Origin of the sequence: Ruegeria sp. HKCCA5463 (assembly GCF_013034175.1) — a bacterium.
Classification (GTDB): Bacteria; Pseudomonadota; Alphaproteobacteria; order Rhodobacterales; family Rhodobacteraceae; genus Ruegeria.
The window spans coordinates 109,701-131,427 of sequence record NZ_WQFL01000007.1 but is presented as its reverse complement, the minus strand read 5'-3'; the positions used below and the strand labels follow the sequence as shown (position 1 = coordinate 131,427).

Genomic DNA, 21,727 nt, shown 5'->3' with positions numbered 1-21,727 from the left:
TATTTATGCTATCGGTAACTGAAAAAACCACCTAGGTTGAAACAGGGATCAGATTCGCGAGGGCAAGATGCTGAAAAGCAAAGCTTCTTCAAATGCCACGGACCAAAGGAACGTCACTCGCCTGCGCGTTCTGGAAAAAATCCGGGCCACAGGAACCATTTCGCGAATCGACATCGCCACCGCGTTGGAGACCAGCCCAGCGACCATCACGTCCGCCACTGCCGATCTGCTGTCTGCCGGTCTGATTGCGGAAATAGAAAGCGAAACACCTTCCAAATCAGCGCGCCGCGGCAGACCGCGGGTACAGCTGAAACTAAATGGCGCGTCACATCTGATCGCGGGCGTGAAAGTCGCCCGCCAGCAGGTTTCAGTCATACTCGTGGATTTTGAAGGAACCGAAATCACTTCGTATACGCATCCGCTGGACCAAGCCCGCATGGCCCCGGATGCGTTTGCCAAGAAGATCCGCGCCGTGCTTGATCAGGCCTGCGCCTCGGCAAACCGATCCCTTGCCGATTTGTCAGGTGTCTGCATCGGCATCGCTGGCCTTATCGATGCAAATCGGAACTTCGTGCATTGGTCATCTTCGCTGACAGAACGAAATGTGGATTTGAGCCCGCTGTTGTCCAAGGTGCTCCCCTGCCCCGCCTTCATCGAAAACGACGCCAACCTGGTCGCAAAGGCGGAACAGCTTTTTGGATTGGGAAAAGGGCTGAAGAATTTTTTGGTTGTTACGATCGAACACGGCATCGGCCTGGGCATCGTTCTAGATGGCAAGCTTTATCGCGGTGAACGCGGATGCGGCGCAGAATTTGGGCACCTCAAAGTTCAGTTGGACGGTGCCTTGTGCCAGTGCGGCCAGCGCGGATGCCTCGAGGCCTATGTGGGGGAATACGCCCTGATCCGCGAAGCCACGATCGCCAGTGAAGCAACGGATCCCCGCACTCTTGTCGATATAGTTGCAGCAGCAAAAGCCGGCGACGCCCGATCCATCTCCGTTCTGGCTCGCGCGGGCCAAATGTTCGGGATGGGAGTTTCGAACCTGATCAATCTGTTCGACCCCGAGTGCATTATCCTGTCCGGCGCCAGAGGCCGATTTGATTATCTGCATTCAGACGAGGTGATGGCACGTGTCCAAAACGGCGTCGTCAGCGTCGACGCGCCGTTGCCGGAAATCAAGGTCAACCACTGGGGCGATTCAATGTGGGCAAAAGGGGCAGCGGCTTATGGAATTGAACAAGTTTCTATCCTGAAGGTCAGGGAACTGGCGGCTCATGCGAACTAAGATGGCAATCTTGCTTGCGGCAGGTTCCGCTGCCGCTGCGGACACCGTTCCACCCCGCTTTCAAAAGGTGGAAACCCCCGGCCATGTTTACGATGGCGGCTGGGAACATTTCGTCGGCGGGGGTGTCGCGGTCTTCGACTGCAATGATGACGACCGCCCTGAATTTTATGTGGCAGGCGGATCAAACCCAGCGCAATTGTTCATCAACACATCCGACACAAAGGTCAGTTTTCGCTCAGAAACACCTGACCAGCTATCCTTGACCCGTGTGACCGGCGCATATCCGGTGGACATTGACGGCGATGGGTTCCTGGATCTTGCGGTTTTGCGCGTAGGCAAAGACCTGTTGCTGCGCGGCAAACCGAACTGTGCGTTCGAACCGTTCACGGCACTGGGTTTTCAATCTCAGGACCATTGGACAACCGGCTTTTCCGCCACTTGGGAACGCGGGGAAACCCTGCCAACGCTGGCCTTTGGAACCTATGTCGACCGAAGCAATCCGGATGGACCTTTTGAGGCTTGCGGGCCGACGCTTCTGTACCGACCCCAAGGCGAAAAGTACGGCGATCCTGTCCGTTTGGAACCCGGTCACTGTTCCCTGTCGATCCTGTTTTCCGACTGGGCGCGCACGGGTCGCGCGGATCTGCGTGTCAGCAATGACCGCCACTACTATGTGCGTGGCGGGCAAGAGCAATTGTGGGCCATGGAAGACACCCCGCGCCTGTACAGCGAGGCCGATGGATGGCTACCCTATTCGATCTGGGGCATGGGGATCGCCTCGCGGGATCTGACCGGTGACGGGTTTTCCGATGTTTATCTGACGTCCATGGGGGACCAGAAATACCAGGTTTTTGACCCTGCATCAGATGGGCCGACATGGCGGGATGCGACTTACGACCGTGGAACAACGGCACACAGGCCACATGCAGGAGGAGACGGCCGCCCCTCGACCGGCTGGCATGCACAGTTCGGGGACGTCAACAATGATGGGCTGGACGACATTTTCGTCGCCAAAGGCAATGTCGAGCAGATGCCCGACGCGGCGCAGAACGACCCCAACAATCTGTTGATGCAGACCTTCACCGGTCAGTTTGTCGAAACAGCATCAGAGGCTGGTGTCGCGTCCATGGCAAAGTCCCGCGGCGGGGCCCTGGCGGATTTCAACGGGGATGGGTGGCTGGATTTGGTGGTGGTCAATCGTGGCTCGGACCTAGAGGTTTTTCAGAATGAACCGACGACCGGCAACTGGCTCATGATTGATCTCGGCCAGAGCCACCCCAACAGACAGGCAGTCGGCAGTTTTATCGAGGTCAGGACGCCCGAGGGCATTCAAACCCGTGAAGTGACCATTGGCGGGGGGCACGCCAGCGGAATTGCCGGGTTCCACCACTTTGGTTTAGGAGACCTCGAAACCGCAGAAGTACGGGTGATCTGGCCTGATGGTGAACATGGAGATTGGCAGAAGGTAGATGCCAATCAGGTGATCCGCCTCGGCCGTTGATCACTGATCGACGGGCAATCCGCTGGGAACCGTTTGGGGAACACCCAGCCGAACTGCCGGATCTTCCAGCGTGCCCAGAAAACTCAGGATGGCATCGACCTCGTCATCACTCAGGTCGATGGGCGCCAGATCGTTTGACGCAGCTATGGCTTCGACATGCCGGGGATCAAGCAAAGCTTTTTGATCCTCTGCCCCGAAAAACTCTGGCAGATCAGCCATTTCGATGGCGTAGTTCCGCAAGGCGGAAACCGGATCCAGATGATGACGCACGACATCCTCAAGCCGTGTGTAGGCACCGCTGTGGCCATATGGCGCCGTCAGGGTCACGTTGCGCAGCGACGGCGTGCGGAATGCGAACGCATCATCCTTGTCGCCCGTGACGCGCAATCGCCCGTCATCCCGCACATGATTTTCGAAACGGGCTGATTTTCCGGGGCCGATCTGAGGCATGGCGATGGAATGGAACCCGTGATCGGTCTGGAACCAGCCGGAATGGCAGGCGCTGCATCCAGCCTTTCCGTAGAACAGCTCCATCCCCAGCTGCGCTTGTTCGGGCAGCCTGTCTTCGCCTCTCATCGCACGATCAAACAGGCTGTTGTCAGCCCGCCACTCAAACGCGATGAAATCGGCAATGACATTGGCGATTGCGGTAAAGGAGATGCCTTCTCCGGGCGCGATGTCATCAAATCGCCTTTGATACTCTGGTATCGCCGCCACACGCGCGGCGATCAGATCCCAGGCGCCACCCACTTGGGTCAGCAGGCCGAGACGTACGGCCTTGCTCACCTCGTTTTCGGAATAGTGCCCCGCCATTTCGTCAGGTGACAGCACCGGAAACATCGCCTGCGCCGCCAAAGCCGATTTGAACCCCGGCCTCATATGCGTCCCCAACGGGGTTCTGATGCCATTGGGCTGTGACGGGTCCGCCTCGAGGCGGCCGTCATGGAAAAACGTCGTGAATTCCAGCGCCCCGAGGTTCCACATCGCGGGCGAGTTCCGGGGAATGCGCTGCTCGGGCCCGTTGTCTTGTGTGACCTTGCGCTGACCACCCAGCCCGACCCCACCTTCGCCGATACCCAGCGAAAGACCGTCGGACGTTCCCAGTTTCGGATGATGACAGGTTGCGCAACTGATGTTCCTGTTCCCCGACAGGATCGGATCATAAAACAGCAGTTGCCCCAACTCTACGCTGGAAAGGTCAGGTTCGATGAATTCAGGGCGCGGACCAAGGTCTTGCGCCTGAGCAACTGAAAGAGACATCCAGATGCCCACGGCAGTTGCTGCGATCTGAAATCTCATGATCGTCCCTCGGAAATCTCAAGTGTCAGTGTTTGTCGATACGGGCTGTCCGGCGTATGGATGACGGATGGGAACGCAGGGATATTCACGGCGTTTGGATATCCTGACGGTTCAATACACAGCCCCGCACCCGGGCTAAATCGGCCTGACAGATGTGCCCCGGTATAGACCTGCGCCCCGGGTTGATCTGAATTCACATTCATCCTCAATCCCGAAGGTGCCCTGACCTCTGCGACCGGATGATCATGGTTTCCACTTTCCTCAAATACAAAATAATGGTCCAGCTCGCGCCCCTCTGCCCCGACGGTGCGGGACAACGCGAAATTTGGCACATTTTCGCCGGCAGCGGAGATATCTCCGGAAGGAACGGAACGCGCGTCCAACTCCAGCACCCGGTTCGATCTTAGCTTGAGCCGGCAGCCCAGGATATCCCCTGGACAGCCCAGAGAGTAATAATTGTGCTGTGCGATGCTGATCGGCGTGGGGCGATCCGGTCGCGCCGTGATCGTGTAAGTCAGGCGCGGATAGGTCAGTTTGACGTGCACCTCGAATTCGACTTCTCCGGGAAACCCACCTTCACCGTCAGGCGAAGTCAAAGACAGAACCGCCTGATTCAGAGTGGTTTTCACGATTTCCCAGTGTTTGCGCGACAGCCCGCCCGGACCACCATGCAGCGTGGTTGGTCCTTCATTTGCTGTCAGATGATGAACGTGCCCTTGCAATGCAAACTGCGCCCCGCCGATGCGGTTGGCCACTCGCCCAACTATCGCGCCAAGGTAAAACGGGTCCGACAGGTAATCCTGCGGATTATCGTAGCCCAATATCAAAGGCGTTTTGCCAAGCCACCAGCCTCGCGTGATTGCGCCATAGTTCAACAGGGAAACGGACATGTTGCCGTCTTCCAGAAGGACCTGCTCGACAGGCCTGGGTTTGGGATCAGCCATCAGCGCGCGGCCAAAGGGGACAAAGCAGCATAGTATTCGCGATACCGCTGATATTCCGCCTCATATGCGCCGGACAGCTCGACACGTGGTTCAACACGCTCAGCGACTTCCGGGGCCAGCATGACATCCCTGGGGTCGGTGCCGTCCACCGCACATGCAGCAAGACGCGCTGCGCCTATGGCTGCGCCGAACCCACTTCCATCGGGCACAGCAAGCGGCGTGTTCAGAACCGTGGCCAGCGTTTCCAGCCAAAACCGCGACCGCGCCCCGCCACCGACGACCAGCAGACTTTCGGGATTGGTGCCCGTGCTTTTGAGCGCCTCCAAACAATCGCGCATGGCAAAGGAAACCCCTTCTGTCACGGATTGCGTCAGATCAGCGGGTTCCGATGCGATATCCAGCCCCAGGAATGCCCCGCGTATGTCGCTGTCGTTGTGAGGCGTCCGTTCACCGGACAGGTACGGAAGGAATGTAATCTTTGAAGGCCCCTTCACCGAATCCGGCAGGGTCGACGCCAGCGCACCGACGGGTTGACCGAGATGGCGCGACAGCCAGTTGAGACTGTTGGTGGCCGACAGGATCACACCCATTTGAATCCAGCGATCCGGAACCGCGTGACAAAAACAATGAACGGCTGTTTCCGGCGCGGGCGCATAGCTTTCCTTTGCGACCAGCAACACCCCCGAAGTGCCCAAGGATAGAAATCCGCTGCCCTCGCCAATACTTCCGATACCGCAGGCCGCCGCCGCATTGTCACCGGCCCCACCGGCAACCACGACGGGCCCGGTCAGGCCCCATTGCCTAAGGATCTCTGACCGCAGTTCTCCGCCTGCCGCACTGCCTTCTACCAGCTCTGGCATTTGGTCCCAGCGCATGTGGCTTAGATCCAGCGCGGTGTCTGACCATTCACGTTTTCCAACGTCCAGCCACGCCGTACCGGCGCTGTCGGACATGTCGCTGACATAGGAACCGGTGAGCCAGAAACGCAGATAATCCTTCGGAAGCAACACTTTGGATGTCTTTTTAAACACGTCGCGCTCGTGTCTGCGCACCCATTCCAGCTTGGGTGCGGTGAAGCCCGGAAAAACGATGTTCCCGGTGATCGCGCGCATCGATGGCAGACCATCCAGCTCGGCAGCTTCCTGCGCTGACCTCGTGTCGTTCCAAAGGATACAGGGCCTCAGCACATTGCCATCCCGATCCAGCAACGTGGCACCATGCATGTGGCCGCTCAGACCGACGCCACGCACCGCGGAAAATGCGGAACCGTTCAACGCACGCAATTGGGCAACGACGTTTTGACAGGCTTCTACCCAATCGGACGGATCTTGTTCTGACCAACCGGGGCGTGGCGTGGATGTCACGACACCTGCTTCGGCTTCGGCAACGACGTTGCCCTCTTCGCTGACCACAATTCCCCGAAGACCTGACGTCCCCAAATCCAGACCGAGATACACGCGTTTTCCCCCTAAATGCAGCACAGGCTGATGGTGCCACCAAGCACTTTGAACCCATGTCAGACCTTATCAGCACAGTTTGCGCTAACATAACAAGGCCAAGCAAGAGATGGCACTTAATTTTATGAAAACCCTCACAGAACGCGTGGAATCATCAGCACACACGACCAAGGTTTAATTGAACTAAGCTGGGCCCGAAAATTTTTCGAATTGTCTGACGCTGACTTCACGTAAACAGTTCAAGCAGTTCTGGGTTTACTGATTTCATGCTGACGATCCGTCTGAAAACGAAATCAGTCGCAAGAAGGAATTCAGCGAATGCAGTCACATGCCAGAGTTGTTGTCGTTGGCGGCGGATGCGTCGGGGCTTCGGTTCTTTATGGATTGACGCAGCACGGCTGCACCGATGCGGTCATGCTTGAGAGAACCACGTTGACCTCCGGTTCCACCTGGCATGCGGCAGGTCTGCTGGTCACCTTTGTGCGGTCCCACAACGTTTCGAAGATGACGATGGAGACCATCCGCATCTATTCCGAAGTCGAAAAGAAGATCGGCGCTTCGGTCGGGCTGCGCCAGGTGGGTCAGTTGCGCGTCGCCAATACGCAGGAACGCTGGGACGAGTTCCTGTCCTATGTCTCGATTGCCGAAGCTGCCGGTGTACCCTGCAAACTGCTGACACCAGAGGAAATCGCCGAACTGCACCCTCTGCTCAACCAATCGGAACATATTCGCGGCGGCATCCTGCATACCGAGGACGGCTATGTGAACCCTGCCGACATTACCATGGCAATGGCCAGGCTGGCGCGCGAGAAAGGCGCCAAAGTGTTTCAGAACACCGAAGCGCTGGCCTATGAAAAACTGGAAAACGGTCTTTGGAAGGTGACAACCAATCAGGGTGAGATCACTTGCGAACATCTTGCCTTCGCGACCGGAAACTATGCCCGCGAAAACGCGCGCCGTGTTGGCCTGGATCTGCCTTGCATTCCAATCGTTCACCAATACTGGACAACGGACACCGTTCCGCTGCTGAAAGAACGCCGTGCACAAGGGTTGCCCGAGTTCCCGATCCTGCGGGATGAAGATTACGGCGCCTATCTGCGCGAAGATGTGGGCGGCATTCAGTTCGGCCCTTATGAGTTCACCAAAGACCTCAAGCTATTCGCCGAAGATCACGTGCCGCCTGACTTTGGTGCCGACCTCTTGCCCGAAGATTTCGACGCGGTCCAAACGCAGTGGGAGCGTGCCATCGAGCGGGTTCCAACACTTGGTGAGGTGGGTATCAAGGCCAACACCCGAGGTCCGTTCCAGATGACACCGGACGAGTTGCCGCTTGCGGGACCCGCACCGGGGCATGAAAACCTGTGGCTGGCCGAAGGCATGCCCGGCGGCATATTGTGGGGTGGAACCGTTGGTGAACGTCTGGCCCGCTGGATTGTCGATGGGGATCCGGGCATGGACATGTCCGAACTCGACCCCCGCCGTTTTTCGGATTACGCGTCCAAGCGGTGGACCATGGACAAGGTGCGCGAAACGTGGGGCACCCACATGAACGCGCACATCCCCGGAGAAGATTTTCCCGGCGCGCGCCCGATGAAAACGATGGGGTCCTACGATCTGCTGAGCGCGCATGGCGCCGTCTGGACCAGCTTCAACGGATATGAGTTTCCGCGCTGGTTCGCCAAATCGCGCAAGGAAGCTGTTCCGGAACATTCCTTCCGACGCACCAACCACATGGAACGCGTTCAGGAAGAGGTGCGCACCACCCGTGACGTGGCCGGGTTCATCGAGATGTCGCCGATGACCAAGTTCACCGTGCGCGGACCGGGGGCCGCCAAATGGCTGGATGGCCTTATGGCGAACAGGCTGCCCAAAGTGGGGCGAATGACCCTGTCGCTTTTGTTGAACCCAAAGGGCGGCATGGATGCTGAATACACGGTCGTCCGCTATGCCGAGAATGATTTTTACCTGGTCTCCACCCCGAACTGGCGCGCCTACAACTGGGATCAACTGCGACGTTTGCTGCCCGATGACAGCTCTGTCATACTTGAAGATGTTTCAGAACAACTGGGCGTGATCGCTCTGGCAGGCCCCATGGCACGAGAGATCCTGCAACCGCTGACCGACAATGATCTGTCGAACGGAACCTTCCCCTGGCTTTCTGCGCAAATGGGTGAAGTGGGGTACGCCAAGGGCGTTCATCTGCTTCGAGTGTCCTATACCGGCGAGCTGGGGTGGGAACTTCATCACCCGGTCGGTTACAACCGCCATCTTGTCGACCTGCTGTTGAAGGCCGGTGTAAAACCTTTCGGGCTTGAGGCACTGGAATCCATGCGCCTTGAAAAATCATATCGTGCCATCAATCGCGAGATTTGCAAGGACATGACCCCATACGAGGCCGGCCTTGATCGGTTCGTGGTAACCGAAGGTCGCGACTTCACAGGCAAGGCCGCTCTTTTGAAACAGAAAAAGGAAGGCACGTACCGGCGGCTGGTCACGCTGAAACTGCCCTTTGGCGAAACATCGGTGATGTTTGACGAGGGTGTCTACGCTCGGGGCAAGCTGATCGGCCGTGTCACCTCGGGCGGGTTCTCTTATTATTGCAACCACGACATTGCGATGGCACTAGTGCCACAGAACATGACGGCGCCCGGAACGAAAATGCAGGTGCTGGTCCACAATGAGATGCGCGACGCCGTGGTCATCGACACATGTGCTGTCGATCCCGCAAACACACGCCCGCGCGCATGAGTGCGAAAACAGAAAGACTGGACTCGAACGGATGACCGAACAACCGACAAAAACGCTTTCTCTTGCCGAAGTTCGGGACTTGGCCAAATCGGTTCTTGTTTCTGCCGGAGCGGACTCGCGCAGCAGTGATGTACTTGCCGATATCGTCACCCGGTCTGAACGGGACGGCCCGCGCAGTCACGGGTTGCGCATGTTGCCGGTCTATGTCCAAAGCTTCACGTCCGGCTATGCCAACGGGCACGCGAAGCCCAAGACCGAAAAGGTTGCCCCGGGCGTTTTGCGCTATGACGCCGACAACGGGTATTATCAGGTTGCAGCGGCAGAAGCCCGCGAGGATCTGATCGCGATGGCCCGGGAGAACGGGATTGCCGCGTTCACCTGTGCGAACTGCCACCATCTGGGTGCGTTACGGTTTGACACCGAACCTTTGGCCGAAGCCGGATTGGTGGCCTTTGCCGTGATCAACTCGTTGTCCATGGTGGTTCCGCAAGGTGGGGTTCGCCCGGTTTTTGGCACCAACCCCATGTCTTTTGCCTGCCCGCGTGACGGCGACGCGCCCGTGGTCTGGGATCAGGCCTCGTCCATGGTGGCCCTCATGGATATCCGCATGGCCGCTGCCGAGGGGCACGACCTGCCCCGCCCTGCCGGTCTTGATCCCCAAGGCGAGCCCTCAACAGACCCGAATGCCATCCTTGAAACCCGCAGCCTATTGCCGTTCGGAGAGCATAAGGGAGCCGCGATCGCCTTCATGGTTGAGGTGGTGGGCGCCGCGCTGGCCGGTGGGACCCTGTCCATGGACAACGAAGAACGCGAATCCTTCGGCGCCCTGAACATCAAAGGTGGTGCGACCCTGATTGCCATCGATCCCACCCGGTTCGGCAACGCGGCCTTCAACGAATATGTCGCCCGCATCTGCGCCGAGATTTCCGGCAACGGATCCGCCCGGGTTCCGGGGGACGGTCGCCTTGCAAAACGGGCAGCCGCCGAAGCCCATGGCATCGACGTGAGCACCGAGGTTCTGGCCGCACTTGGCTGAAACTGAAATCACCCGCCATCGAATGGCCGGACAGCACCTGCCCGGCTTGCCAACCAAGCCACTCAATGGCCGCCGAAATAGGCCTCGAGCAAGCGTTTGTCATTTCTCAGTTCGTCAGCTGTACCCGACGTCTGCATCCGCCCGGACTCCAGCACATAGATGCGGCTGGCAAGCGACAGGGCAAAATTGGCATTCTGTTCCGTGATGACGACGGTCAGCCCGTATTCCTTGTTCAGCTGACGGACGACTTCGGCAATCTCGTGACAGATCTTCGGGGCAAGACCGATCGTCGGCTCATCGACAAGCAGCAGTTCCGGGCTGGTCATCAAAGCCCTGCCAAAGGACACCATCTGCCTTTCCCCGCCGGATTGGGTCGACGTCTCCTGCCCTTCCCGTTCTTGCAGACGCGGGAAAAGACTGTGCACCATCTCAAGGTTGTTTTCGATATCGTCTCGTGCGGTGAAGGCCCCCACCATCAGGTTGTCGCGCACGGACATATAGGGAAACAGGTTGAACCGCTCGGGCGCATAGCCCACCCCGTGACGCACGATTTCCGAAGGGCTTCGACCGGCAAGGCTGTGCCCGCGCAAGCGGATGTCGCCTTCGATTTTCACAAGACCCATGATGCTGTCCAACAGGGTGGATTTACCTGCACCGTTCGGGCCGACCACGGCGACAATCTCACCGGGCTGCACCGTGATCGAAATATCGGTCAACGCCCGGGCCTTGCCGTAAAACGCGGACAGCTTCTCGATTTCCAGATAGGACATCAAACGCTCCCCAGATACGAGGCCTGAACGGCCGTGTCGTTCATCACGTCGCTGAACGCGCCTTCGGCAATCATAGTGCCCCGCTCGATGGCGATGGCGCGGTCGATCAGCGGTTCCAGCGCCGGCAAATCATGGCTGACGATCAAAAAGGTCATCCCGTCCTTGCGCATGGATTGTATGAGATCGGAAATCTGCGCGATTTCACCGACTGTCAAACCTGCAAACACCTCGTCCAGCAACATGACTCGCGGTGCCGTGGCCATGGTTCGGGCCATTTCGAGCTTGCGCAGATCACCCATTGCCAGTTCGGCGGGTGAGCGGCTCAGATCCGTTTCCGTGAACCCGACACTCAGCGCGAGCTCTTTTTCCCTGTCCGTATCCGGCGGCGAAACGATCATGCGCCATATGTCGTCCGGCATCAGACCCACTCTGATGTTTTCTGCAACACTCATGTCGCCGAACGGCCGAGGTATCTGATAGGTTCTACTGACCCCGGCCCGGATACGCTGAGGCGTCGACAGTGCCGAAATCTCATTGCCGAACAGCTCGATCGTACCGCTGTTCTGCCGCAATTCGCCCATGATCTGGCTGAATACCGTCGTCTTTCCCGCGCCATTCGGACCGATCAGGCCCAGCGACTCTCCTTCTTGCAGGGAAAAGGACAGATCATTCGTGGCCACCAGCCCGCCGAACCGTTTGACGAGACCGGAAACTTTCAGCGCAACGGTCATGCCAGCCCCCCTTTCCGCAGTCTTTGAAAGCCGCGTTGCACAAGTTCAACCAATCCCTTTGGCTGATACATGTAGAGAAGCAGTGCGATGGCACCGTAGACGAAATACCGTTCAGCCCCGGGAAGCACGGGGCGCAGGTATTCCAGAAGGAACGTCATGAAGAACGCACCGATCATGGGGCCGATGATGGTCGATGTTCCGCCCAGCAATGCCGCTACGATGATGGTGAAAAGAAAGTTGATGTCAAACAGCGCGCGGGGCGCGAGTGAGCCCAGATAATGGACATAGAACGCCCCGCCAAGACCGGCGATGAACGCGCTGGTCAGAAACGCAAAGGCCTTCAACCGCGTGGTGCTGAGCCCCGAACCGCGCACGCTTTCTTCATTCATTCCAATGGCGGCCAGTGCAGTGCCCAGCCGGGTTTTCATCAGCAGCCACATGCTGACCGCCACGCTGAGCATCAGGGCCGTGGACAGGTAGTAGCCGTTTGCAGCGCCGCGTGTCAGAGTTTGAATTCCCGACATCCCGCGTGTGCCGCCGGTCAGATCCGGGCGGATCACCTGAACCAGCTGATAGAGCAGTTCCATGAAAGCCAGTGTGACCAGCGCGAAGTAGCTACCGCGAATGCGCAGAGCGGGCAACAACACAATTAGGCCTGCGATCATTGTGACCAATACGGCCACAGGGATTGAGATTTCGACCGGCACGTCAAACCGTTTGGTCAGGATGGCAGTCGTATAGGCCCCGATACCGATCAGGAAGGGATGCCCGAAACTCACATACCCGGTCCTGCCCGACAGCACATCCCAGCTGATGGCGAAGATGGCCAGATAGTTGGCAAAGATCATCGTGCGCAGCGTCCCGTTCGAAACGACCTGGGGCAGCAGCAGCATCCCCGCAATCAGGCCGCCCCAAAGGACAAAGTGAAACCAGCGCAGACCCATGTTACAACTCCTCGCGGCCGAACAGGCCCTGCGGTCGCGTCACCAGCACGCCGATGATCAGCAGCATGGTGAAGACACCGCGCAGTTCCGGCGCCAGGGTGGCGACAACGATGACTTCGAGAAAGCCGACGATATGAGCAACGACCAGCGTGCCGATGATCGATCCGATACCGCCCACAATGACGACGGCCACCGAGATGATCAAAGGTGCAACCCACATTGACGGCGAAAGCTGCGTATAGCTGGCGAAAAACACGCCGCCCAGCGCACCCAGTGCCCCTGAGATACCCCATGTGATCAGGTTGATCCGATCCGGGTCGATCCCTGAAATCGCGGCCCCCTTGGCGTCCATCGACACCGCCTGCATCGCCCGCCCTGTATGTGTCAGGCGGACAAAAGCATACAGGCCCAGCAAAACGGCCCAACTGATCATCGTTGCGATCAGGATATTATAGGTGACGGACGCTCCGGCCACGTTGATCACGCCCGGCACGATCGGCAGCAGGATCTTGCTGCTGTCGCCAAAGACAAGAACGATCCCGGCCTGAATCACGACCGCCAGGATCAGCGTCGATATTTCGACGGCTACGTGATCTCCTTTCAGGGTCTTGACGACCAGGCGGTATTTCAGAACCCCCATCAGAACGCCCAGAACCACGGCCACCGCAACGCCCATCAGCTTTGGCATTCCCAGCGTCTGGGACACCCAGAAATACATGTACCCGCCGACCATCAGATAGGCACCGTAGGCCAGGTTCAGGACCCGACCGATGCTGAAGATCAGCGTGAAACCCATTGCGATAAGCGCATAGAGACCGCTGAGCAAAAGCCCCTGGATCAGTATTTGCAACATGTAAGGATCCCTGGCTGCGGGTGCGCGCACCCGCGCACCCATTTCAAGCTAAGCGAACGGACAGGTTACTGTTTGACCCAGCTTGGCAAGGTGAATTCACCCGTCGCGTATTTCTCGGGATAGACAACGGCGGCGGTGCCGTCCTCGTACCATTGGACCACGACCATTGACGGCGCGGCATCGTCGAACGGCTCGGACAGATCAAAACGGATATTGTGCGGATAAGTCCGGCCTGTCACGGGCTCTACCTCGTCATCGCCCCAGAAGGCGTAACGCAGCCACAGCTGGCCATCCAGTTCCAGAACCAGATCCTGTTTCTTCATCGCATCGGCCCAGCCTTCGACATTGTCGAAACCGCCGGCCTCTTCGGCTGCGGCCATCGCCTGTTTCAGCCCATGATAGGCATTGAACCCGTTGAAATGCGGCAGCAGCGGGCGGCTGTCATACTTCGCCTGATAGGTATCGACAAACTCCTTGCTGGCCGGATCGAGCCGAAACCCGACCGAAGGGATCGGAGACAGGGTCGAGATACCGCCACCGGCACCGCCCGTATCTTCCCAATACTCCATACCCAGTGCAGCGACGTTCACGCCCGTCATCGCCATCGGCACCTGAAGTTTCACGTATTGCGATGACACAACCTGCGAATTCACCGACGAGACCTGATAGATGAAGTCCGCCCCGGTATCCTGCGCGCGGCTGAAGATCGGAGCGAAATCGACGGTGGCGACGTCATAAGTGATGATGTCCTTGACCTCGATACCCGCAACCGGCGCAAGCGCTTCGGTGACAAGGCCGGTGATCGCCTCGCCAAAGGCCGTATCTTCCGCCAGAATGACGACAGAATCCCACCCCATTTTCTCCTTCAGAACATCCGCGCCAAAGTTGATGTACAACGTGGCCAGCGCCTCATCCGAGGCGATGTTCATGAAATAGGGCGCCATGCTTTCAGGGTCTTCGACCACCATGTCGATGATGCCGATATAGGATGTCCAGGTGTCCAGCGTCGGAATCCGGTACTCCTGCATTCGGGGCAGCCATCCCAGAGACACATCGTCAATCGAGCCCGAGATGATGAAATCAACCTCTTCCGTTTCCGCAAGATATTCATAGGCCCGGATGCCCTCGGTCGGGTCCTGTCCGGTATCCGCCGAGACCAGGGTGATCTGTTCGCCCATCACGCCGCCATTTGCGTTGAGCTCTTCAATCGCAATCTCGGCCCCGCGCAGCGTCGACAATCCGGTGTCCGAGGAAAGCGACCCAATGAATCCTACCTTGATTTCCGCTCCGGCCGCCGAGGCCATGAGCGCGATGCATGTTCCGCTGAGCAGCGCTGTCTTGATCATTACATTAGCTCCCTGTGTCTCATTATGCCTTCTTGTATTCTGTATACAGTACACAAGAAGATGGTTCGATCAATTCCTTTCTTGAAGACTCATGTTCAGAATCCGCTGATTTCGCCGTTTTCATCGTGGATCACGGCATCCACGTCGATTTCCACCATCAGCCCCGGCTGCGTCAGCCCAGCCTGAACGGCGGTCAGAACCGGATCGATCCCCTTGAAAACTTCGCCATGCGCCTGCGCAAACGCGCCTGCTTGGGACAGATCGGTCAGGTAGGCGCGCACCCGCCCCACGTGTCGCAGTTCGGCGCCAACCTCTTTCAGTGCGTCCTCGATGCGTGACAGGATGTAAAAGGTCTGCGCACCAACGTCCCCGGGTGCGTGGATGCGGCCCGTCGGCTCGATGGCCGTTGTTCCCGCAACCCAGACAAAGGCGCCGATGCGCTTGGCCCGAGAGTACGAGGCCACCTCTTCAAACCGTCCGCCGGATTTCCAAAAACGCAGGGTCACAGGCCCAGCCTCACCCGGATCGCTTCAGCCGCGTTTTGCAATGCCGCGTTTTCTTCGGCGGTCAGCCGCAACTCCTCGACCTCAACCAATCCGCCTGCACCCAGATGGGCTGGCACGCCCAGCACGACACCGTCGATGCCGTATTCCCCGTGCAGCATGACCGAAACCGGAACCGGGCCCGTGCGCGCGCCCCGAATGTGATCAATCAATTCGATCGAGGCATGAGCCGGAGCTATCGTTGCAGAGCCTGACTTCCGAAGCGCAACCACCTGACCGCCCCCGGTGATCGCATCCTGAACACAGGCTTCGATCTGTTCGCGGGACAGAAATACATCCAGCGGACGGCCTTTGATCCTGGCACGGCTGGGGATCGGGGCCATTTCGTCCCCATGGCTGCCAAGCGTGAAGGCTTCGACGTCCGCAGGCGTGACACCCGCGGCCATCGCCAGCGCGTTGCGAAACCGGCTGCTGTCCAAAGTTCCTGCCATACCCAAAACCTGTTCGCGGGGGAAACCTGTTGCACGCAGCATCTCGACCGTCATTTCGTCCAGCGGGTTGGTCACCACGATCACGATGGCATTTGGCGCGGCCGACCGGATCGCTTCGGCCGACTGTCGGATCACGCGGGCATTCACATCGATCAGATCGGCACGTGTCATGCCCGGACGGCGGGCTCGTCCGGCAGTAACGACGACCACATCCGCCCCGGCCACCAGATCCATCGCTTCGCCACCGACACATCGGGCCCGCGCACCGGTGATCCCGGACGTATGATTGAGATCCAGCGCAGTCGAAGCCGCCAATCCCGGAGTGATGTCGATCAGCGCGATTTCATCCGCCATGTCCGCCATCGCCGCCAGATGCGCGACATTGCCGCCAACACCCCCTGCCCCGATCAAGGCAAGTTTGCCCAGCCTGCGGGCTTTGCGCGGCACACGCGAAGGGGCAACCCATTTGGGTGAACGGCGGTACAGCACCCGGCGCATGGAAACAGCACCATCCGTACGCGGCGGTTTCGGTCTCTCCAGCGGGCCATCCACCAAGGCGATACCAACACGCTCTGCGGTTTCACGCGCAAGGGCCGTCACGATGTCACCCGGCAAAACCTCGAACACGATCCTGCCACGGCGGCGCGCATCCTCGACCGCATCCGAGCCTATGACGCGAGGGGTTGCCATCAGCCGTCCTGCCCGTCCACCGCCTCGATTGCACGCGTCGCGGCCTCGACGGCGGTTTTGACCGAATTTTCAGACCCCGAGATGAACAAGCGACCAAACCGCCCCACCGCGCGCACTTCGACGATGTCAATCTCGGCGGCCTTTTCGGCCTCGTTCGCGGCAATCGAGATATAGGCGGCCGGCGCGCATTCCACGATCCCCAACGTCTGCCCCGGCACGATCAACGCGCCCTTGCGCCATTTGTTCAAAAGCTGCGCCTGATAGGGTTCGACACTTGTGATGATCTGCGTGGAACTGATGGCAGGCTTCAACCGGTCTGTCATGGAAGCCCCAAGTTCGGCCAGCATCGCGTCCCGTGCAGTGGATACTTCGGCGTTTGAAGGTGAGCGGAGGATGAAGAAGCCGAATTCGCGCTCGACCATCTGCGTCGTCGCTTCGACCGAAGACGCCTTGAGCGCCCGGTCGATCAGCGAGAACACGCCATTGCCCGGCGCGAACTCTCCGATCAGCACGGTGTCACCGGACAAAGGCACTGACCCTTGCACCGTCGCGCCGTTGTAGGCAGCGAATTTCGGTTGCAGGTTGTCGATCTGCATCAGCGCCCGGATCGTGATCTCGCTCATGCGCCATACTCCTCGTAAATGTCGCGCCAGGGTCTGCTTTCATACGCGACCCGCTTGATGTTGATGAGATGCAAGGCGGTGACATTGTCCGAGGTGATCGACCCCGACCACGTACCGGTACCCAGCATGAAGGATGGTTCAAGGTCGGTGGAATACCCCATGCCGCCCATGATCCCCGGCGTATTCACCAGGACCCGCCCAGTGGGCACTGTGGAAAACCGAGCGACCACCTCGGGATCATCGGAATGGATGACCGAGGAATGTCCCCAACCTTCGAATTTGGCAATGGATTGCGCCAGTTCGATGCCGTGATCGGTGGACTTCGCCTCGTAAAAGGCCAGCACCGGGTTCAGCTTTTCGGCCGAAAGCGGGCGTTGCCACCCCACTTCGGTTTCTTCCGACACCAGACAGCGCGTGCGCGGCGGAATCGAGAACCCCGCAGCATCGGCCAGCGCCTGAGGGCTTTGGCCGACGCGTTCGGGATCCATTGCCTGAACACCCTTGAAGATGACCCGAGCCAGCCGATCAGCCTCGGCCGGGGTGCAGAAATAGGCGCCTTTGAGTTTCAGTTCATGGCGCAGATCGCGTACAATTTCAGGATCGGCGACCACGGCCTGCTCACTGACACAGGCCGTGCCATAGTCGAAGCTTTTTGACGTCACGATCATCTCGGCAACTTCGGACAGATCGCGCGCCTTGGACTTGTGCACGTAACACGGCACGTTCCCCGCCCCGACTGCAAGCGTCGGTTTGCCACTGGAATAGGCGGCCTTGACCATGGCAGGGCCACCTGTCGCCATGACAACCGACGTGCGGCGATGCTTCATCAACTCGGCGGTGCCCTGAATGGTCACGGCGTCCAGGCATTGTATCAACCCTTTGGGTGCGCCCATCTGTTCGGCAACGCGCGCCATGATGCGGACGGTTTCCTTCCCGCATTCCACGCCGCGCGGATGCGGGGCACAGACAACGGCATTTCCCGCCTTTACCGCAGACAGAACCTTGTAGATGATCGTGGAGGTCGGATTTGTCACCGGGATAAGCGCCGCGACCACACCCATCGGCTCTCCGAAGGCCGCGATCTTTGTCGCATCGTCCCGCCACAACAGACCCAGCGTCGTGACATCCCGCAGGTAATCGGCGACCGACAAGGCGTTGAACAGATTCTTGACCCGCTTGTCTGCTACGTTGCCGTACCCGGTTTCCTCGACCGCCAATTGCCCCAACCGTTCGGCTTCAGGTTCGATCGCCCGAGCCATGGCATCGACGATGGCATCCACCTGTGCCGGGTCGGTGCCGAGAAAGGCGCGATAGGCTTCGAAAGCCGTTTCAGCAGCGCGCCGTGCGGCGGCGATGGATTTCAGATCAGCGTCCATCACGAGGCTCCGGTGGCAATGGTGTCAAAGATACGGCGGGCCTGATCGACATCGCCTGCGGAAATGCCGATGGTTTCCAGCCTGCGCCCGGATGCGGCCACGTCAGCACCCAGGATGCGATCTGTCATGCAGATCAGGCTTTCCGTCAGAGGCGCAGTCAAACCTGCAAGCTGTGCGGCGGAAACAAGGGGCACCAATGACCCCAAGACGCCGTCGCGCATCAATTGGCGCGCGGCCTGCCGATCCGAGACCGGACGCGCGCCCGCCCCCCGCTCGGCGCCGGCATAGGTCGCGATCCAGTCATCGGTCTCGGGCAGGTTTCGAACGCCAAAGGCCTTTGCGACCTGCCGCCTTTCGCCAGCCAACCCGTGGATCACCTCATGCTGTTCCGGCCCTATGAGCGCAGAGAATGTCCGGTTGCCTTCCAGCGGCACCCCGCCCATCGGCACCTCCGGTCCACCGGACCCCAGCCCCGCGCCACCAAGGATCAACGCCGGAATCTCGACCGCTGCGGAAAGATCGGTAAAGCCTGAGGCCAGAACCGAATCCAGCGGCTGGATGTTCGAAAGATAGGGTTGCAGCGCTTCAAGAACGTCCGCGCGGCCTCGGGGCAATGTCGCAGCAGCCATCGGTGCCGCCTGCGTCAGGGTCAGGCCCGCACCTTCGGCCTGATACCAGTATGGCAGGCCCTGCGCCTCGACCAGAGTAACGTCGGCAGTGCAGCCGCCTATTCGCAGCATCCAGACCGCTTCGACCGCGCCCAAAGAGCGACCGGGCGCCAGAACTAGCACCTGCCCATCGTGCAGATGATCGGCCAGCACCATCGCATAGGTGCGCTGTTTGTGGATCGGCCCGGTCAGAAAGATCGCCTGTGCGTCCCGCACTGCTGCATCCAACTCTGCCGTGGTGCGGATTGAAGGCCCGTCGCGATCCACCTGATACGTGCCCACAGGCCCTTCGCCGCGAATGCCGATGCCCGAGGATTGCGCAAGCAATGACAGTTCCGCCCCATAGGCCGAAAACAGCGTAACCTCAGCCCCTTCCGCCAGACACAGCGCTGCCAGAAGACGGGCATCCGGGCCGCCACCCAATACAGCAATGCGCTCAAACCTTTGGGCAACGGGTGCATCCCGTGTCGCGCCACGTGTCACCGCGCGCGTGAAATCCTCGAATCCGGCTGACATGGTACCTCCTCAAAGGGGTTGATCAGGCCGACGACCCGGCACCCAGCCCGTCGATGATTGCCTCAAGCTCGTCATGCGGCCGTGCGATCACGTGAACCGAGACCACCTCGCCCACCTTGTTGGCCGCTGTCGCGCCTGCATCGGTGGCGGCTTTGACCGCGCCGACCTCGCCGCGCACAAGGGTCGTCACCAGCCCGCCGCCAGCTTTGGTCTGACCCACGATGGCAACGCTGGCTGCCTTGACCATCGCATCCGCGGCTTCAATCGCGCCGACCAGGCCGCGTGTTTCGATCATGCCCAGGGCCATCTGCCCCGCCACTGGTTTCGCCATTTTCTGTTCCTCCAAAAATAGATGTTTCGCGTAGTGTGATTCAGGTCGTCGAGACGCGGTCGATCACCGCGATGATGGCCATGTCCACGGGGGCCGTGGACAACCCGGCGGCCATGCGGGCGGCAGACCCGCTGACAACCAGCACCGTATCCCCGACCCCAGCGCCGCAGGTATCGACCGCAACCCGCGCGGGATCGATCAGGCTGCCCTTGCTGTCGACCAGATCCGTCACCAGCAGCTTTACTCCGACCAGCCTGGCATCCTTGGCAGTTGCCGTGACAGTTCCAGCGACCTTGCCCAAGTGCATCAGAACGCCCTCAGGTAGCGGTCAAGTTCGACCTGTGTGACCTGTTGATTGAAGAATTCCAGCTCTCGCTCGGCCTGTTGCAGGACCAGTTCCCACTGCATTTCGCCCATGACATCGCGCAGCCATTCCGATCCGCGCGCCAGATCGATGGCGGTTGGCAAATCGGTTGGAATTGGATCTCCGATCCCTTCCTCGTACCCGTTGCCTGTCGTCGGTTCCGAAGGGGACAGCCCCTGTTCGATCCCGTCAAGCCCGGCGGCAATCTCGGCCGCAAGCAACAGATACGGGTTGGCGTCTGCACCGGCATCGCGCTTTTCCACCCGCACGGCACTGTCCGAGCCTTCGATGACACGGATACCAACCGTCCGGTTGTCATAGCCCCAGCTCGCGTTGATCGGGCAGAACGTATAGGGCTGGCGACGGCGATATCCGTTGACCGTGCCGCTGCCGCAAATCGCCGTCTCGCACATGCGCTTTTGCAGGCCTGCGATGAAGGATTTTCCGGTGTCGTTGATCTTTCCGTTGTCGGCAAAGGCGTTTTTGCCGTCTTTCCACAGCGAGTAATGCGTATGAAACCCGTTGCCCGATTGATCAAAAAACGGCTTGGGCATGAAAGTCGCCAGATAGTCGTGCGCGATCCCCAATTGCCGGATCAGGGATTTGAACAGAACGACACGATCCGCAGCTGCCAAAGCTTCACCATAACGAATGTTGACCTCGATCTGGCCGGCCGCATATTCCGGGTTCGACTGTTCGATCGGAATGCCACATTCGTTGATCTGCTGACGGATCGGGCCTACGATGTGTTCCATCCGGGCGGCGCGGCCCAGACCATAGACCTGGATGCCCGTGTCGCGCGGCTGGCCGGTTTCCGGGTCCAGCAGATAGAATTCCAGTTCCGTGCCGACATTCACCTCGAACCCCATGTCGCGGGCCCGGTCCACCTGCCGCACCAAAGCCTGACGCGGATCGATCGGCACCGGTTTGTGATCCATGCCCTCAGCACGGCCAAAACAGACGGCCACGCCCGGTTCCCACGGGACAGCGACAGGCTTTGTCATCGGAAAGACATGCATGTCGGGATAGCCGTTGTCGAAATTGACGTATGGCGTATCCCAGACGTCGCAGGTCATATCGATCGCCAGCAGCGCAATCGACAAGGCATTGCCGCTTTTGCAGACATGATCCCAATGGCTGGCCGGAATGCGCTTGCCACGCATGATGCCGTTGAGATCCCCGACACCAAGAATGACGGTATGTGTGCCCTCGGGCAGATCAAACCCCGAACTCATTTGCGCGTGCTCCCTG

The 21,727-nt window shown here is 59.4% G+C and carries 20 protein-coding genes; 4 read left to right on the top strand and 16 right to left on the bottom strand.

Going from position 1 to position 21,727, the window contains the following annotated elements:
• Positions 1-67: 67 nt before the first annotated feature.
• Both GOW09_RS15450 and GOW09_RS15445 read left to right on the top strand, forming a co-directional pair.
• Positions 68-1,285, top strand: a complete 1,218-nt coding sequence (locus GOW09_RS15450) for an ROK family transcriptional regulator (protein ID WP_171119502.1) — start codon at positions 68-70, stop codon at positions 1,283-1,285.
• Position 1,286: 1 nt separating this feature from the next.
• A complete protein-coding gene (locus GOW09_RS15445) occupies positions 1,287-2,786 on the top strand; it encodes a CRTAC1 family protein (RefSeq protein WP_253284284.1) in 1,500 nt (499 codons plus the stop codon).
• Here the strand turns inward: GOW09_RS15445 and GOW09_RS15440 are convergent, their stop codons facing one another.
• From GOW09_RS15440 to xylB, 3 genes are read right to left on the bottom strand one after another with little or no spacing between them, the layout of a single operon-like run.
• Positions 2,787-4,085 (bottom strand): cytochrome-c peroxidase, encoded by a 1,299-nt coding sequence (locus tag GOW09_RS15440; protein WP_171119500.1) that lies wholly within the window; start codon positions 4,083-4,085, stop codon positions 2,787-2,789.
• On the bottom strand, positions 4,082-5,029 hold the full coding sequence (locus GOW09_RS15435; RefSeq protein ID WP_171119499.1) for an aldose epimerase family protein: 948 nt from the start codon (positions 5,027-5,029) through the stop codon (positions 4,082-4,084). The genes GOW09_RS15440 and GOW09_RS15435 overlap by 4 nt, the downstream gene beginning before the upstream one ends.
• Positions 5,029-6,486: a xylulokinase gene (gene xylB / locus GOW09_RS15430; protein ID WP_171119498.1), complete on the bottom strand. Its 1,458-nt coding sequence runs from the start codon at positions 6,484-6,486 to the stop codon at positions 5,029-5,031. The genes GOW09_RS15435 and xylB overlap by 1 nt, the downstream gene beginning before the upstream one ends.
• 318 nt (positions 6,487-6,804) lie before the next feature.
• Here xylB and GOW09_RS15425 point away from each other — a divergent pair, with 318 nt between their 5' ends.
• Complete coding sequence (locus GOW09_RS15425; protein ID WP_171119497.1) at positions 6,805-9,234, top strand: FAD-dependent oxidoreductase; 2,430 nt, start codon at positions 6,805-6,807, stop codon at positions 9,232-9,234.
• Positions 9,235-9,265: 31 nt separating this feature from the next.
• A complete protein-coding gene (locus GOW09_RS15420) occupies positions 9,266-10,270 on the top strand; it encodes an Ldh family oxidoreductase (protein ID WP_171119496.1) in 1,005 nt (334 codons plus the stop codon).
• Positions 10,271-10,332: 62 nt separating this feature from the next.
• Here GOW09_RS15420 and GOW09_RS15415 read toward each other — a convergent pair whose 3' ends face one another.
• The 13 genes from GOW09_RS15415 to GOW09_RS15355 form a co-directional block, all read right to left on the bottom strand.
• Complete coding sequence (locus GOW09_RS15415; protein WP_171119495.1) at positions 10,333-11,040, bottom strand: ABC transporter ATP-binding protein; 708 nt, start codon at positions 11,038-11,040, stop codon at positions 10,333-10,335.
• Positions 11,040-11,771: an ABC transporter ATP-binding protein gene (locus GOW09_RS15410; RefSeq protein ID WP_171119617.1), complete on the bottom strand. Its 732-nt coding sequence runs from the start codon at positions 11,769-11,771 to the stop codon at positions 11,040-11,042. Before GOW09_RS15410 ends, GOW09_RS15415 begins: the two co-directional genes overlap by 1 nt.
• Positions 11,768-12,715, bottom strand: a complete 948-nt coding sequence (locus tag GOW09_RS15405; RefSeq protein ID WP_171119494.1) for a branched-chain amino acid ABC transporter permease — start codon at positions 12,713-12,715, stop codon at positions 11,768-11,770. The genes GOW09_RS15410 and GOW09_RS15405 overlap by 4 nt, the downstream gene beginning before the upstream one ends.
• A 1-nt stretch (position 12,716) precedes the next feature.
• Entirely contained in the window at positions 12,717-13,568 is an 852-nt protein-coding gene (locus GOW09_RS15400; protein ID WP_171119493.1) for a branched-chain amino acid ABC transporter permease, read from the bottom strand.
• Positions 13,569-13,633: 65 nt separating this feature from the next.
• Positions 13,634-14,914: an ABC transporter substrate-binding protein gene (locus GOW09_RS15395; RefSeq protein WP_171119492.1), complete on the bottom strand. Its 1,281-nt coding sequence runs from the start codon at positions 14,912-14,914 to the stop codon at positions 13,634-13,636.
• Between the two features lie 95 nt (positions 14,915-15,009).
• On the bottom strand, positions 15,010-15,420 hold the full coding sequence (locus GOW09_RS15390; RefSeq protein WP_171119491.1) for a Rid family hydrolase: 411 nt from the start codon (positions 15,418-15,420) through the stop codon (positions 15,010-15,012).
• Positions 15,417-16,598, bottom strand: a complete 1,182-nt coding sequence (locus GOW09_RS15385) for a malate dehydrogenase (RefSeq protein WP_171119490.1) — start codon at positions 16,596-16,598, stop codon at positions 15,417-15,419. The genes GOW09_RS15390 and GOW09_RS15385 overlap by 4 nt, the downstream gene beginning before the upstream one ends.
• Entirely contained in the window at positions 16,598-17,221 is a 624-nt protein-coding gene (locus GOW09_RS15380) for a BMC domain-containing protein (RefSeq protein ID WP_171119489.1), read from the bottom strand. Before GOW09_RS15380 ends, GOW09_RS15385 begins: the two co-directional genes overlap by 1 nt.
• Positions 17,218-18,597 carry an aldehyde dehydrogenase family protein gene (locus GOW09_RS15375; RefSeq protein WP_171119488.1) on the bottom strand — a complete coding sequence of 460 codons (1,380 nt, stop codon included), beginning with the start codon at positions 18,595-18,597 and terminating at the stop codon, positions 17,218-17,220. Before GOW09_RS15375 ends, GOW09_RS15380 begins: the two co-directional genes overlap by 4 nt.
• On the bottom strand, positions 18,597-19,781 hold the full coding sequence (locus tag GOW09_RS15370) for a hypothetical protein (RefSeq protein ID WP_171119487.1): 1,185 nt from the start codon (positions 19,779-19,781) through the stop codon (positions 18,597-18,599). Before GOW09_RS15370 ends, GOW09_RS15375 begins: the two co-directional genes overlap by 1 nt.
• Before the next feature lie 22 nt (positions 19,782-19,803).
• Positions 19,804-20,112, bottom strand: coding sequence for a BMC domain-containing protein (locus GOW09_RS15365; protein ID WP_117869464.1), 309 nt, complete (start codon positions 20,110-20,112; stop codon positions 19,804-19,806).
• Between the two features lie 40 nt (positions 20,113-20,152).
• On the bottom strand, positions 20,153-20,419 hold the full coding sequence (locus tag GOW09_RS15360; RefSeq protein WP_171119486.1) for a EutN/CcmL family microcompartment protein: 267 nt from the start codon (positions 20,417-20,419) through the stop codon (positions 20,153-20,155).
• Positions 20,419-21,711, bottom strand: a complete 1,293-nt coding sequence (locus GOW09_RS15355; protein WP_171119485.1) for a glutamine synthetase family protein — start codon at positions 21,709-21,711, stop codon at positions 20,419-20,421. Before GOW09_RS15355 ends, GOW09_RS15360 begins: the two co-directional genes overlap by 1 nt.
• Positions 21,712-21,727: the final 16 nt, after the last annotated feature.